General features: G+C 65.1%; 18 protein-coding genes. 6 read left to right on the forward strand and 12 right to left on the reverse strand.

Annotation, left to right across the window (positions count from 1 at the left end):
* Position 1 precedes the first annotated feature (1 nt).
* The 8 genes from QP457_RS12395 to moaA all read right to left on the reverse strand — a co-directional run bounded on the left by QP457_RS12395 (position 2) and on the right by moaA (position 6,549).
* Positions 2-1,420, reverse strand: coding sequence for a NarK family nitrate/nitrite MFS transporter (locus QP457_RS12395; protein WP_205404320.1), 1,419 nt, complete (start codon positions 1,418-1,420; stop codon positions 2-4).
* A gap of 144 nt (positions 1,421-1,564) precedes the next feature.
* On the reverse strand, positions 1,565-1,930 hold the full coding sequence (locus tag QP457_RS12400; RefSeq protein WP_205404321.1) for a hypothetical protein: 366 nt from the start codon (positions 1,928-1,930) through the stop codon (positions 1,565-1,567).
* Entirely contained in the window at positions 1,927-2,424 is a 498-nt protein-coding gene (locus QP457_RS12405) for a molybdenum cofactor guanylyltransferase (RefSeq protein ID WP_240196429.1), read from the reverse strand. Before QP457_RS12405 ends, QP457_RS12400 begins: the two co-directional genes overlap by 4 nt.
* 144 nt (positions 2,425-2,568) lie before the next feature.
* On the reverse strand, positions 2,569-3,048 hold the full coding sequence (locus QP457_RS12410; protein WP_205404322.1) for a molybdenum cofactor biosynthesis protein MoaE: 480 nt from the start codon (positions 3,046-3,048) through the stop codon (positions 2,569-2,571).
* 3 nt (positions 3,049-3,051) lie between these two features.
* A complete protein-coding gene (locus tag QP457_RS12415) occupies positions 3,052-3,312 on the reverse strand; it encodes a MoaD/ThiS family protein (protein WP_049463966.1) in 261 nt (86 codons plus the stop codon).
* Positions 3,312-4,565, reverse strand: coding sequence for a gephyrin-like molybdotransferase Glp (glp, locus tag QP457_RS12420; RefSeq protein WP_205404323.1), 1,254 nt, complete (start codon positions 4,563-4,565; stop codon positions 3,312-3,314). Before glp ends, QP457_RS12415 begins: the two co-directional genes overlap by 1 nt.
* Positions 4,562-5,560, reverse strand: coding sequence for a bifunctional molybdenum cofactor biosynthesis protein MoaC/MoaB (gene moaCB / locus QP457_RS12425; RefSeq protein WP_205404324.1), 999 nt, complete (start codon positions 5,558-5,560; stop codon positions 4,562-4,564). Before moaCB ends, glp begins: the two co-directional genes overlap by 4 nt.
* 8 nt (positions 5,561-5,568) lie before the next feature.
* Positions 5,569-6,549, reverse strand: a complete 981-nt coding sequence (gene moaA / locus QP457_RS12430; protein ID WP_100552695.1) for a GTP 3',8-cyclase MoaA — start codon at positions 6,547-6,549, stop codon at positions 5,569-5,571.
* A gap of 194 nt (positions 6,550-6,743) precedes the next feature.
* On the opposite strand from moaA, the gene QP457_RS12435 reads away from it, so the two are divergent.
* Positions 6,744-7,148, forward strand: coding sequence for a ribonucleotide reductase subunit alpha (locus QP457_RS12435; RefSeq protein WP_089235854.1), 405 nt, complete (start codon positions 6,744-6,746; stop codon positions 7,146-7,148).
* Here QP457_RS12435 and QP457_RS12440 read toward each other — a convergent pair.
* Complete coding sequence (locus tag QP457_RS12440) at positions 7,142-7,471, reverse strand: hypothetical protein (protein WP_089235855.1); 330 nt, start codon at positions 7,469-7,471, stop codon at positions 7,142-7,144. The two genes, QP457_RS12435 and QP457_RS12440, sit on opposite strands and share 7 nt — an antisense overlap.
* Positions 7,472-8,031: 560 nt before the next feature.
* On the opposite strand from QP457_RS12440, the gene QP457_RS12445 reads away from it, so the two are divergent.
* A complete protein-coding gene (locus QP457_RS12445) occupies positions 8,032-8,406 on the forward strand; it encodes a hypothetical protein (RefSeq protein WP_205404325.1) in 375 nt (124 codons plus the stop codon).
* 126 nt (positions 8,407-8,532) lie between these two features.
* On the opposite strand, the gene QP457_RS12450 is transcribed toward QP457_RS12445, so the two are convergent.
* Both QP457_RS12450 and QP457_RS12455 read right to left on the reverse strand, forming a co-directional pair.
* A complete protein-coding gene (locus QP457_RS12450; protein WP_205404326.1) occupies positions 8,533-8,844 on the reverse strand; it encodes a hypothetical protein in 312 nt (103 codons plus the stop codon).
* 28 nt (positions 8,845-8,872) lie between these two features.
* Positions 8,873-9,061 carry a hypothetical protein gene (locus QP457_RS12455; protein WP_205404327.1) on the reverse strand — a complete coding sequence of 63 codons (189 nt, stop codon included), beginning with the start codon at positions 9,059-9,061 and terminating at the stop codon, positions 8,873-8,875.
* A 553-nt stretch (positions 9,062-9,614) separates the two neighbouring features.
* Here QP457_RS12455 and QP457_RS12460 point away from each other — a divergent pair.
* The 3 genes from QP457_RS12460 to QP457_RS12470 all read left to right on the forward strand — a co-directional run bounded on the left by QP457_RS12460 (position 9,615) and on the right by QP457_RS12470 (position 11,290).
* Positions 9,615-10,235 carry a hypothetical protein gene (locus QP457_RS12460; protein ID WP_240196401.1) on the forward strand — a complete coding sequence of 207 codons (621 nt, stop codon included), beginning with the start codon at positions 9,615-9,617 and terminating at the stop codon, positions 10,233-10,235.
* Between the two features lie 117 nt (positions 10,236-10,352).
* Positions 10,353-10,721 carry a hypothetical protein gene (locus QP457_RS12465; RefSeq protein ID WP_240196402.1) on the forward strand — a complete coding sequence of 123 codons (369 nt, stop codon included), beginning with the start codon at positions 10,353-10,355 and terminating at the stop codon, positions 10,719-10,721.
* 38 nt (positions 10,722-10,759) lie between these two features.
* The gene (locus QP457_RS12470) at positions 10,760-11,290 is read left to right on the forward strand and encodes a nuclear transport factor 2 family protein (RefSeq protein ID WP_205404420.1); all 531 of its coding nucleotides are present in this window, start codon (positions 10,760-10,762) and stop codon (positions 11,288-11,290) included.
* 23 nt (positions 11,291-11,313) lie between these two features.
* Here the strand turns inward: QP457_RS12470 and QP457_RS12475 are convergent, their stop codons facing one another.
* The gene (locus QP457_RS12475) at positions 11,314-12,129 is read right to left on the reverse strand and encodes a helix-turn-helix transcriptional regulator (RefSeq protein ID WP_205404329.1); all 816 of its coding nucleotides are present in this window, start codon (positions 12,127-12,129) and stop codon (positions 11,314-11,316) included.
* Between the two features lie 77 nt (positions 12,130-12,206).
* Between QP457_RS12475 and QP457_RS12480 the strand changes: the two genes are divergently transcribed.
* Positions 12,207-14,141, forward strand: coding sequence for an FUSC family protein (locus QP457_RS12480; protein WP_205404330.1), 1,935 nt, complete (start codon positions 12,207-12,209; stop codon positions 14,139-14,141).
* Position 14,142 lies beyond the last annotated feature (1 nt).

Here is a 14,142-nt window from a genome sequence, read left to right on the forward strand (position 1 = left end):
GTCAGCAGGGCGTCTCTGCGCCGCGCCGGTAGTACCACCACCAGGTCACGGCCAGGCAGGTGACATAGAAAACGACGAACCCGTACAGCGCCATGTCGGGGCTGCCGGTCAACGTGATCGAAGAGCCATAGCTCTTGGGAATGAAGAAGCCGCCGTAGGCACCGATCGCACCGGAGAAGCCCACGACCGCGGCCGACTCGATGCTGGCCTGGTGCGCCGACGCGGCCTTGCCCTCAGCATTGGCCCCTGCCGACAGGCGCTCATGCAGCGTGCGGAAGATCACCGGGATCATGCGGAAGGTGGTGCCGTTGCCGATGCCGCTGAGCACGAACAGCGCCATGAAGCTGAAGAGGAAGCCGTAGAAATTGCCACCCTGGCCATCGCTGGGCAGGAAATGCAGCACGCCGAACACCGCCGCGATCATCAGCGCGAACACCCAGAACGTCAGCCGCGCACCACCCCAGCGGTCGGCCATGCTGCCGCCCACCGAGCGCATCAGCGCACCCAGCAGGGGGCCGATGAAGGCGTAGGCCAGCGGGTTCACGGCGGGGAACTGGCTCTTCACCAGCATCGGGAAGCCGGCCGAAAAACCGATGTAGGAACCGAAGGTGCCGATGTACAACCAGCACATCAGCCAGTTGTGCTTGCGGCGGAAGATCACCGCCTGTTCGGCGAACGAGGACCGGGCGCTGGTCAGGTCGTTCATGCCGAACCAGGCCGCCACCGCGCAGATCGCAATGGCCGGCACCCAGATGAAACCGGCATTCTGCAGGTACAACGGCGCGCCGCCCTCCACCACCGGTTGCGGCGCACCACCGAGGGCACCAAACACACCCGCCGTGATCACCAGCGGAATCACCGCCTGTGCCACCGACACGCCGACATTGCCCAGGCCGGCATTCAGGCCCAGCGCCAGTCCCTGCTTCTGCTTGGGATAGAAGAAGGAAATGTTGGACATCGACGAGGAGAAGTTCGCCCCACCAAAGCCACACAGGATCGCGATCACCACGAACACCCAGTAGGGCGTCGCCGGGTTCTGCACCGCAAAGCCAAGCCAGATCGTCGGTACCAGCAGTGATGCGGTGGACAGCGCCGTCCAGCGGCGACCGCCAAAGATCGGAATCACGAACGAATAGAAGATGCGCAGCGTCGCGCCGGACAGGCTGGGCAGTGCCACCAGCCAGAACAACTGATCGGTGCTGAAGCCGAAGCCGATCTTCGGCAGGCTGATGGTCACCGCCGAGAACAGTACCCAGACCGAGAAGGCCAGCAGCAGCGAGGGAATGGAGATGACCAGGTTGCGGGTGGCGACCCGCTTGCCGGTGCGCTCCCAATAGCCGGGATCTTCCGGCGTCCAGTCGCTGATGACGCGACCAGGACTGGCAGTGCTGCGGACAACAGGATCGCTACCGACGGTCATACATGGCTCCAAGGCTGTGGAATGACGTGGGTACTGCTTTCAAGTTGTAACCCGTCGTCATGCAGCCATTAGGCCGTGCAGCAGCAACGACGGGGTTGATCTGGATCAATCAGGCGCGGGTTTCCCCCTCGCCCCTGACAAATGTCAAACCGATGATGCGGAACTGCGGCGGGTCACCCCGCGCTGGCGCACGCTGTCGCGCACATCCACATCGAACTGCAGCTGCAGCGTGGTGCCGTCGTCCAGGTACAGCGCAAAGGCCAGGCCATCACGGCACGGCAGGCGCCCGGCCAGGTCCTCCACGGAAGACCGGGGCAGTACCAGCCGGCAATCGGTGCCGCTGTCGAGCAGCACGGCCGATTCGCCACCATGCAGCGAAACAGCCGTACCCCAGCCGCCACTGCCGCCGAACCGGGTCAGGTTCTCCACCGTCTCACCGGCCAGCAGCTGCGCCAGTTCGGCTTCGTCCAGGCGCAGGCGCATTGTCTGTTCTTGCAACTGCACCTTCATGAGGCAACGTCCTCCCATTGGGTGGGGGTATTGCAGTTGACCAGGGCGCTTTCATCAGCGTGGGCCAGGCGCAGGGTCTGCGCGTCCAGCCGGTGTTGCAGGGCCTGCAGGGAACGCGGACCCAGGGGATCGTGGATCATGTTTTCGAGGATCGTGCGACTTTCATTGTCCACATTAAACAGCATCGGAAGCGGATGCCCGTCAAAGATCGTGCAAGCGCTGCGATGCCCGTCACGCAATTGCTGCAGCAGATCCGGGGTCAGCCGGGGCGTATCCACCGGCACCACCCAGGCGGGGCCATCGGGCATCTGCATTGCCACGCTGAACAGGCCGCCCAGCGGCCCGCACCGTGTGATCTGGTCAGGCACGCCGCCGAAGGCCGGATAGCGCCCGCTCACCCAGACGCGGTCTGCCCCGGCCAGCCGCAACGTGCCGCGCATGTGCTCCAGCAGCGTGCGCCCCTGCCAGGGCAGCAGCGCCTTGTCGCGGCCCATGCGACTGGACAGGCCACCGGCCAGCACGATGCCGGCGATGGTCGTGTTCACGCGGAAAACCCCAGTAGAGCCACGCCATGCGTGGCTGCTTCTGCCGGGCGCGCGGAGAAGGCCCCATCCGCGCACGGCGTGGATCTACTGGGGTCAATGGTGGTGCTCATGTGCCGGTTCACTGTCGGCGTGGCACAGGGTGCAGCCTTCGCTCCATTCACTGTCGCCGTCCTCGTAGTGTTCCTGCTTCCAGATCGGGCATTGGTGTTTCACCGCCTCGATCAGCTGCCGGCACGCCCTGAACGCTTCATCACGGTGCGGGCTGCCTGCGGCCACCACCACCGCCACATCGCCAATGCCCAGGCGCCCCTTGGCATGTGCCACGTACAACTTCAGCTTCGGCCCGAACGTCGCCTCGATCTCCGCCGCCAAGCGCTGGATCTCATTCAGCACCAACGGTTCGAACAGGTCATAGGTGATGCCGGTCACCGGCCGCCCCACATTGAAGTCGCGTACCTTGCCGATGAACACATCGATGCCGCCGAATGCCGGGTCGGACACCGCTGCGATGCCTTCGGCCGGATCGATGGCGCGCTGCGCGCGGTCCACCACTTTCGCAGTCACGTCGCTCATGGCTCAGCCCCCACTCACCGGCGGCAGGATCGCCACCTTGCCATCGGCGGGCAACGCTTCGTGGTCACGCAGCACGCGCTGCTGGTCGGCGAAGGCCGAATAGTCCAGCAACCCGGCGCGGAAACCGGGAAAGCGCACCGGCAACAGTTCACGCAACGCCTGGCGAAGATCGGCCACGGTGCCACCGGCCACCTCCAGCGCGATCTCGCGGCTGGCATCCAGATCGGAAAACGCACCGAACAGCTGCAGATTCACCTGTTTCATCATGATTCCTGGTTAGCCAGCTGCAGCGGGTCCTGATGGCCCCAGCCCTGCACGCGCACCGGTGTGCCGGCCGTGGCCAGGTCACCCTCGCCCTCCAGCACCACCCAGGCATTGGCCTGCAGCATGGATTTCAAACGGAACGATTCCTGGCCCGCCAGCACGCGTGCACTCAAGCGCCCCTGCGCGTCCACTTCCACCCGCGCCCGCGCGTGGAAGCGCAGGCCCGGCGGCTTGCGCACGTCGGCCTGCAACGGCAGCTGCAGCAGCGGCTCGGCGGCAAGGCCCAGCAGGCGCCGCAGCACCGGTTCAACGAAGAAGCGCTGCCCCACCGCCGCCGACACCGGGTTGCCCGGCAAACCGAAATACAGCGCGCCATTGGGCAGCACTGCAAACAACAGCGGCTTGCCCGGGCGGATCGCCACCTTATGGAACACGATCCGGGCGCCACGCGCGCGCAGCGCATCGGGAATGAAATCGTAGCGGCCGGCCGACACCGCGCCGGTACTCACCAGCACCTGTGCCCCTGCCGCCAGCGCGTCATCCAGCACTGCATCAAAGGCAGCCACCTCATCGCCCACCGTGCCCTGCCACACCACGTCGGCACCGGCGGCCTGCAGGCGGCCGATCAGATAGGGCCGATTGCTGTCACGGATCTGTCCGGAGTCCAGCGCCTGCGCCGCTTCGGTCACCAGCTCCTTGCCGGTGGCAATGACAGCGACCTTCGGCCGTGCCACCACCGCCACCTCGGCCACGCCGATCGCATGCAGCAGGGTGCGTGCATTGATGTCCAGCGCCTGCCCGGCCTGCAGCACGCGCTCGCCCTCTTCCACATCCTGTCCACGCAGGCGCACGTTCTGGCCAGGCTTCACCGCGCTCTTCAACGCAATGCGGGTCGGCCGGCCATCCTCGCTGGCGAGGATCTCCACGTTCTCGATCGGCACCACCGTATCCAGCCCGACCGGCATGCGCGCGCCGGTCATGATTTCCCATGCGCCCTCGCCGCCCTCGGCACCGGCATCGCCTGCGGCCTGCCAGCCCTGCACCGCAAACGCGGTACCGCTTTCGAAGGGCGTGCCATTGGCGCGCAGCGCGAAGCCGTCCATCGCCGAATTGTCGAACGGCGGCAGCGACTGCCCGCTGATGATGTCCGTGGCCAGGATGCGACCACCCGCCTCATGCAGTGTCAGGCGCTCGGCCGGCAGCGGTGTGGCCGCCTCCATCAGGTGCTGCAGCGCTTCGCTGTAGGCGATCATGCGTGGCCACCGCCATCGACCATCGCCAGCGCGTGGCCCAGCACAGGCGCCAGAATGTCCAGGCACTGCGCAGCCGCGCGCGGGCTGCCCGGCAGTGCAAATACCAGCATGTCATCCAGCTGCACCACCTCGGCACGGCTCAGCCAGGCCATCGGCGTGTGCTGCGCACTCAACGCGCGCACCATCTGCGCCAGGCCGTGCACCGGTCGCGCGTTCAACGAACGCAGCGCTTCCGGGGTCAGGTCGCGCGGGCCAAGCCCGGTGCCGCCGGTACACAGGCACAGGCGTACGCCCTCGCCCGCCAGCGCGCGCAGGCGGCCCGCAAGCGGTTCGACGCCATCGGGCAGTACCTCGGCAGCCACTACCTCGCCACCGAGCGACTGCAGCCCGCTCACCAGCTTCGGGCCGGACTCGTCGGCATAGGTGCCCTCGCTCGCGCGATCGCTCAGGGTGATCACCGCACAGGCCGCACCGTTGAGGCCCTTGGGCGGGCGCGGCCGGAAGCGCTCGCGCTCACCCTCGTCAATGCCATCCGGATGCAGCCACAGGCCGCGCTTGCCGCCTTCCTTGAACAGCAGGCGGATGCCCTCGATACGCAGCGCCGGCTCCACCGGCTTGCTCAGGTCGTACAGGGTCAGCAGTGCGGCGTTCACCCCGGCCAGTGCTTCCATCTCCACACCGGTGCGGGCCTCGCTGGCACACTCGCACCACACGCGGATCGACTGCCGTTCCGGCACCGGCGCGCAGTACACCTGCACCAGCTCCAGCGGCAGCGGGTGGCACAACGGCATCAACATCGAGGCCATCTTTGCGCCCTGCAGGCCGGCAATCTCGGCCATCACCAGCGCATCGCCCTTGGGCAGGCGGCGCTCGACAATCAGCGGGTAGGCCACCGGTCCGGCATTCAGCTCGCCCACCGCCACCGCGCGGCGGCGGGTAACGCGCTTGTCGCGCACATCGGCCATGTGGAAGGCCGCGTTCAATTCACCACTCATCGTGCTCCTCATCCTCCGATCGACGCCAGATGCGGGGTCAACCCGGTCTGGCCCTGGTGCAATCCGTGCCCGGCCGCTTTCAGGCCAAGCTGTGTGGTGATGCGTGCCAGCAGCGCGTCCTGGTCGTCGTCGCTCTGCAGCAGCGGGCGCAGCGGCACGCCGAATTCGCCGAACAGGCACAGCCGCAGATCGCCCTTGGCGGTCACCCGCAGGCGGTTGCAGCCCTTGCAGAAGTCACGCGAATACGGGGCGATGATGCCCACCGTGCCGCGATGCTGCGGGTGGCTGAATTCACGCGCCGGGCCGGCATCGGCCGCGCGCGGGCGCTCGTGCCAACCGGCGGCATGCAGCTGGTCGATCACGTGTTCGGCACGCAGGTGGTGCCGCTGGAAATAGGCTTCGTTGTCGCCAGTACGCATCAGTTCGATGAAGCGCACGCTGAAGGGACGGTCGCGCAGGAAGTCCATCCACTTCGGCAGCTCGTCGTCGTTCAGGCCGCGCAGCAGCACTGCATTGAGCTTGATGGCGGGCAGGCCCAGTGCCTGCGCCATCTCCAGCCCCTGCTGGATTTCCGGCAGGCGGTCGTGGCCGGTGATGGTGCTGAAGCGCTCGCGCTGCAGGCTGTCCATGCTCACGTTCAGCGCGGTCAGGCCGGCGCGGTGCCAGCCCGGCAGGCGACGCGGCAGCAGCGTGCCGTTGGTGGTGATGGCCACCTTGCGGATGCCCGGCACGGCCGCCACCGTGGCGATGATTTCGTCCAGGTCCTTGCGCAGGCTGGGCTCACCACCGGTAAGACGGATCTTGGTCATCCCCAGCATGGCAAACGCGCGCACCAGGCGCGCGATCTCGTCCACCGCCAGGAAGCGCGGGCGGCCATCGGCCTGGTAGCCATCGGGCAGGCAGTAGCTGCAACGGAAGTTGCAGGCCTCGGTCAACGACAGGCGCAGGTAGGGAAAGCTGCGCCCGAATCCGTCGGTGAGTTGGCTCATGGCTGGTCCACCTTGTTGTTCCACCGTCTTGCCTGTGCCCGGAACGGCCCGGATACCCTCGCCTGCTGAGACTGACGCCAGCCTACGCGGCAGGCATTGGCAACGGGATGACTTAAATCAATCGCCGCCGGCCACGCCGCGCGGGCGTTGTGGCAGCATGCGGCTTTCCGTGCCGTGTGCGTGTGACAGCCATCATGATGATGAACGATTTCCAGCAATTGCTGCAGGCCGCCGGCGAACAGGCCGAACCGCAACGCCTGCTGTTCGTATTCGCCCGCGCCGACCTGCCCGAATCGCCCACCGACGACCAGCGTGACCGGCATGACCGCCGCGAAGGCGGCACCCTGTCGCCGGTGCTGTGCGTGGACAAGCTGCCGGCCGAGGTGCCCAGCTTCCAGGCGTTGGCCAGCGAGTCCACCACCACCGGTGTGGAGTGGGACATGGTGTTCGTGGCGGCAATGGATGGACGTGCGGGCTTCGCACCCACCACCGACGAGGCCACGCGCCCGCTGCGGCTGATGGTCAACGCCATCAACGACGGCCAGATCGGCCGCTTCGCCGCCTTCGACCGCAGCGGTGAGCCGATCCAGTTCTATTGAGCCACCAGCTGCAGGGTCAGGAAGAAGATCACCAGCACCGTGTTCAGGCCCCAGGCCACGGTCAGCCCGCGCGCAGCAACGCCCAGGTTCGGGGTGCGCGCGGTAGGTGCTGCGCGCCAGACCGCGGGGATGATCCAGCCGGTATAGAGCAGCAGTACGGCGAACACCGCCAGCACCAGCGTGGTGCGCTGGTTGGCCAGGGCCCAGAGGGCAACGGCCCAGAGAATGTTGCTGGGGATGACCCCCTGCAGCCAGAAGACGTTCCAGAGGCGTGAACGGCCTTGGGTGTCGGGCGTGGGGTGCAGAGACGCGGTGGCTGTCATAAGTCTCCTTGGTGTTTAGGAAACGTGCTGGGCAAGCCTGCGCCCGGTGGCTGGGAACGTCAAGGCACGACGGAATCGGTAGCGCCGGGCCGTGCCCGGCGGAATGCATCCGGGTTCACTGTGATGTCGCCTTCGCCCCGGCCGCCCTGCTCTCTTCATGCCCACAACCACGACACCTGTCGCAGATTGCCTGGTCACGGTGGACCATCGCGGCAGCCAGCGCTGCCGGTACTTAACAGCGTGGTTCAATGCCGAAAGCGTCTTCAATCGCGAGCTATTTACAACTCGTCTGATTGGCATTGCACAGCGACGCGGGCTCAGATGGCGTGCCACCGAAAACGGGTGGCCGGGTTTCGAATCCCGTGTTGGCGTTGAGTGATTGCGCTTGCCAGCCGGCGTCTACATTCCGTGGCGCCGGCTGGCAATCCGTCTGCCGGCTATGGCGGGCGGTGCGTGGGGGCGTTCGCGCCCACCGGCTTGACGTCAACCCGGATTCGAACCACGTACCGTCCGCCACCTCTTGTGTGGCGGCTACCGATTGCCTTGCACGGAGCCTCGCCATGAACGGATCTGATCTTCCCCACCTGCACGCCTACCGTGACCCGGCCAATGCCGATGACCTGGCAGAGGCTGTGCCCTGCGCGGATGCGAATACCCTGATTGCCAACCTGAAGCGTATCGGCAAAGGCGCTGCGGCCGACGGGCAGCCCTGGCCGGAGCGGCATCAGTTGCCGGGGCGCTGCATGGCGCTGGCCGATGCCGATTGCGCATTGGCCGGGTTGCGGGTGGTGCAGGAGGTGCTGCTGGCGGCGGAGCGGACCCGGCAGAACGGCGAGCCCGAGGACTACGTGGGCGACCGGGTGATGGAAGGGCTGATGTTGGCGTGCCTGGCGTTGAGTGCGCAAGCTGTGGGGCGATTGCAGGTGGAGCGTTGAACGGGACTCGCTTGGAATGCACCTTGTGCCTCCAGGCTCAGCAGCGAACGGCAAAAAGCCCACCGGTACTGCAGCCCCATTTTGTCTCGCGTTTTCCTCCGTTTCAACAACAGCGTTGCCCCACGCTCACTCGCTTGCCGCCCTCTTTCCGGATAGAGCAACCAGGAAGATCAGAACAAGTGCGATGCACACTGCCACGTTGAATAAGAGGATGGGGCGTATGGCGAGGTAGAGCTCACCGACTCCCAAGGCATAAGAACCATGATTGGACTGCGAGCCCAGCGCTCTGGCAATGATCTGAATCCACACAAGCGAAGCTATCTGGACCGCAATGATTCCAATCGCGGAGAAGAGCCTTCTGGTGGGAGTTCTACCAACCATTGCGAAATACGCGAGCACCAAGAGGGCCGCATAGAAAACAACCAACATCCAAGTCATCCCACCTCCCCTGCGGAAACTTCAGCGCTCACGCACCCAGTGCTCGCCGGACATTGGCCAGACCTTCTCTGGCGCGATGAAACCGTTTGCTGCGCCTTGGCAAGCCACGGTCAACACCTCTTTCCACCGCCGGCATGAATCCATGCACGCCGATGTAGCGATCATACGATCCATTGGCGCTGACACGATGTTCGATCGTCAGCTGATGCTCCAACATCATGGGCGATCTGTACTGACGGAAACGGAGCCGTCCTCCCCCATCCAGACGTTCACATACGAATCTGGCGGAGGTATGCGATTGATCGACGATCCCGCAGGAAGAATCTCCCAGTTGGTGATCGAGCCGCAGACTGTTCTATGAATCAACCTGCGACCATCCAACCCCCGTCTGGCGAGCTCGGCAACAACCACTTCAGGAGGGTGGCGATCAAAGCCCTTGTAGGCAGTGCAGGTCTTTCCCGTCTGACCCATGGGGTACGTTGAACTCTCCACCTCGTCCCGGCACCCCGGCTGGGCCAGGACGAGCAGGAGGGTGATCAGTAGCCGAATGCATCGCATTGCCTGCCGCTCCTTCGAAGCGTACATCCCACACTGGACAGCCCTCTCTGGACGACATTCCGTGCGGATGAAGACGGATTCCCCATATAGGCACGAGTATAGACAACGGAAGCGGTTGCCGATCCTGTTCGGGGTCAGATCCTCTTTCCAAAATGTGCCCCACCCAATATCCGTGATAGCGTGCGCCATCACAGTTTCCAACAGGTGCAAGGATGCGCAGCAGGATTGGATATGCCCTGGTCATCACCTCCGCTTTCCTGGCGGCGGACGCGACGGCAGCACAGCCGGCCGCAACTCCCAGCGATCGGGCCCAGGACTTCGTGCAGACACAGGCGATTTCGGCGCGCTGCCAGAAAATTCTGCCGGGCCTGAAACTACAGTTGCAGGACGGCCGCGAACGGTGGCTGTCGACCTTCGAGCCCGCGCAGCTTCAGGTGGCACAGACGTACGCCGCCAGCAAGGAGGGGAAGAAGCTCGAGAAGGACGTAGAACGTGACGCCTCCCGTGCTTTCGGCCGCAATACGCTGTCTGCCGCCGCGACCTGCATCAGCCTGCTGGGCGAGTATTCGCCGGCCCATCCGCTGCCGACAGGCTCGGCAATGCCAGCCGAGAGAGTGCAACATTACATGTTCCATTTCGCGCCGATGGCACTGGCAAGGCTGCAATGCGCGCGTCTGGACGGGATCGATGTGGCAACGCAGGCGGACGGCACAGAAACCTGGCAATACCGGGCCTGCGGCCGAGTGGAGACCGTGCGCATGGTGCCGGCCGCGCAATCGTGGTCGATGACCGATGCGGATCGAAACCGTCTTTTCGAGGCATTGACCCGGTAGGTCGCGAGGCAAGGCATGGCAGCAATGACGTTCCGACAACTCGCCAGAAGCAGCATGAGACCGCCCATCCTCTTCGCACTCTGCTTGATACTCACCTCCTGCGATCTGGATCTGGTGATGGACAGCTCCTACGCCACGAAGCAGGAAGCCGTCGATGCCGAGATGATTACCAAGGGCTGGATTCCCGCGTGGGTGCCCGAGGAGGCGACCGACCTGCGCGAGGTGCACGACCTCGATTCAAACGTGAGCGCGCTTGCCTTCAGCAAACCACGCAGCAAGCAGTTGTTGTTGCCGCCCGGTTGCCGGCCCGTCAACCACAGCGCTACCCAGCCGGCGCTGTTCAATCGAAGCTGGTGGCCGAGTGAGACCGCTCTGAAGCGCTCCTATACCTTCTTTCGTTGCGAGCCCGAATTCGGCAAGTCGATCTTCGTCGCAACAAGCAGCACAGGCAATCGCGTGCTCTTCTGGCGCACGTACGCTCGCTGATGCGCATGCCCGCCCTCCCCTTCAACCCGACACTACAGATGCACATTCCAGGAACGGTCCTCACCACCCTCGCCCTTTGCCTGTTGCCCTGCCTTCCGGCCTACGCAGAGCAAAGTACGCCTGCCGATGTGCAAGCGATCGAACAGGTGATCGAGTCCTTCCGCACCTCGCTGATCAACAAGGACAAACCGACGTACATGAGCTTGTTCTTCTCGGATAGACCGGAAGACATCGGCTGGCAGTTCGTGTCCGAAGACCGGCGATTGGCAGACATCCGCACGGCCAAGCCCGATGCGATCAAGGCACGAAAGATCCCATCGAACAACTTCATTTCGCTCATCGATGAGGCCGTGGCCACTGCAGAGCCACGAGAGGATAAGTTCTTCAACACGAAGATCGAAACAGACGGCGATGTGGCATCGGTGTCGTTCGACTACAGCTTCCACGCCAATGGTGTGAAAGGAAACTGGGGCAGGGAAATGTGGCAGCTGGTCCGCACCGAGCAGGGCTGGAAGATCTTTTCAGTGATCTATTCGATACGCGACAAACGCAGCTCCGCGGAGAGCTGATACTTCCTTTCAGCCAATCAACGTCAATCGCCACGAGCAGCAGAATCCTGATTCCGCAGCCGCGCGGCAAAGTACCGCGTAGGCGACTGCCCCAGCGCTTTCTTGAACATCGTGATGAACGCTGTCACCGACTCGTAGCCCAGGCTTTCAGAAACCCGCTGCACCGACGCGCCACCTGCAAGCTCGCGAATCGCAACGAGCAGATGCAGCTGTTGCCGCCAGCGCCCGAACGATAGACCGGTTTCCCGATCAATCAGGCGTGTCAACGTGCGCTCGCCCAGCGCCAGGCGTTTGGCCCATTCACTGATGGTGCTGCGGTCCGCCGGATTGGCCGACAGCGCCGCAGCCAGCGCACGGATCTTGGGGTGATCGCTCACCGGCAGGTACAACCGCTCGGCCGGCATCTGCACCAGTTCGTCCAGCAGCACCCGCGCCAGCCGCTCGACGTGCCCGCCGCGCGGGTAGTCCTGCGGCACATCGGCCAGGTGCAGGATCATCTCGCGCACCATCGGTGAGATCGACAGCGTCACGCAGTGCAGCGGCAGGCCGACGACGCCCGGCTCGACGAACAGATAGCAGAGGCGCGCGTTCGCCGTGGCGCGATTGCTGTGCGGCATGCTGCCGGGAATCCACACGCCGCACTGCGGCGGCACGATCCACAAGGCATTGGCCACCTCGCAGGTCACCGCGCCATGAAGCGCCAGGATCAGTTGTCCCTTGCGGTGGTCGTGCACCGGAATCTCGGCATCGTGGTCGGCCACCTGCAGACGGCTGGCCACTGCCGGCCGATCCGTCGCGTCCGGGTCCAGATCAAAGCCAGGCAGCGAGATGCGAGTCATTCTCAATGACCAGATTCAGCGATAGGCTGGCATTCTAGCGAAATTCGGCTGCAGGCCTCGCTGAATACGATGGCGGCATGCAGATTCCCGCCCCCACCCGCCCCTGGCTTTCGCGCCCCAGTGCGCTGCTGACGTCGCCCGCATTGAAGGTCGACCGCGAAGCGGTGCTGTTCTCGCTCAAGTGCCTGCTCGCCGCGATCCTCGGGCTGTATGTCTCACTGCGCATCGGCCTGACCCGCCCTTTCTGGGTGATCGGCACGGTCTACCTGGTGTCGCAGCCGTTCTCCGGCGCAACGCTCAGCCGGGGCCTGTTCCGCCTGCTGGGCACCGTCGGCGGCGCGGTTGCTACGGTGCTGCTGGTGCCCCGGTTCGCCAACGCGCCTTTGGTACTGAGCGTGGTGCTGGCGGCCTGGATGGGCCTGTGCCTGTACCTGGCCATGCTCGACCGCACACCGCGTGCGTATGCCTTCCTGCTGGCCGGGTACACCACCAGCCTGATCGGTTTCCCGGCGGTGATGGTGCCCGGTGAAGTCTTCACCATTGCCATCACCCGTGTGCAGGAGATCTCGATCGGCATTCTTGCGGCAACGCTGGTCCACGGGCTGGTGCTGCCACGCCGGGTCTCGCCGCGTGTGCACGCGCGTGTGGCGTCGATCCTCGGCGATGCGGAACGCTGGACGCAGGACATGCGCGCAGGCGCCAGGGACACGGTACTGGCGGAGGACCGCTCCAAAGTAGCCGCGGACCTGCTCGAACTGCACACGCTGTCCATCCACCTGCCGTTCGACAGCGCGCACGGCGTTGCCCAGGTGCAGATCCTGCGCGCACTGCATGACCGGATGCTCGATGTGCTGATGCTGTCCAGCGCGGTGGATGAATCGATGGCCCAGCTGCGCGCGCAGCCTGCTGGCACGGCAGCATGGCCGGACGTGCTGCGTGCAGCGCTTTGCAGACGTCAGGCCGAACTCGATGCTGCGCATCACGACTGCCGGCTGCTGGAAGATCAGCTGCATGCCGCCCGCCCGGACTGGCGCCGGCGTGTGCCCGTGCACCTCGCCAGCAAGGCGAACGGCCATGTGCTGCATCGTGATCACCGGGTCGCCCTGCGCAGCGCTTTGGGTGCCTTCGTCGGCATCGTACTGAGCTGCGCGCTGTGGATCGCTACCGCGTGGTCCGATGGTGCAACCGCCGTCTCCATCATCGGCACCGCCTGCGTGTTGTTCGGGACCGCCGAGGCACCTGCGGGGCATGTCATGCGTTACCTGATCGGGTCGACCATCGGCGTGGTCATTGGGCTGTTCTACGCACTGGTGATCTTTCCGGGCCTGTCCGATTTCGTCGGCCTGGCCATGGCGCTGGCGCCCGCGCTGCTGGTGTGTGGCTCGTTCCTCGCCCGCCCACCGTTCATCATGGCGGCGTTGGGCGTAGTGCTCACCTTCCCGCTCATTGCAGGATTGGGCGCGACCAATGCCAGCAACATCGTGGGTGCGCTCAACAGCGGCGTCGCGCTGTTCGTCGGCACGGCGGCGGCGCTGTGCAGCATGTCGCTGTTGCAGACCCTGGACAGCAATCGCAGCCGCGCGCGCCTGCAGGATGTGATCAGGCGGGACATCGCGCGTCGGGCGGCCGGGCAGGTGCGAAATGCCAGCGACTGGACCAGCCGCATGGTGGATCGGCTTGCGCTGCTTGCTCCTCGCCTGCGCGGCCGTGCGGATGCGGCCCGCACATTGCGGACGATGTTTGCAGACATGCGCGCGGCCAGTGCTGTGGCCGAACTGCGTGTGATCGGCAGGACGCTCAAGGACCGGAGCAGCCGCGAGTGTCATGCGCTGCTGATGCACAGAGCCACCGCCCACTTCCGCGCTCCCACTCCGCGCATGGTGAATGCGCCGCTGCTGGAATCGCTCGAGAACACACGCTACGCCATCCTCGCTGGCAACCCACCCGAAACCGAGCGCGTTCTCGCGCTGCTCTCCGGCCTGCGCCGCGACCTGCTCGTTCATGAGGACTGAT

The organism is Stenotrophomonas sp. As-7 (genome assembly GCF_030291015.1).
Classification (GTDB): domain Bacteria; phylum Pseudomonadota; class Gammaproteobacteria; order Xanthomonadales; family Xanthomonadaceae; genus Stenotrophomonas; species Stenotrophomonas lactitubi.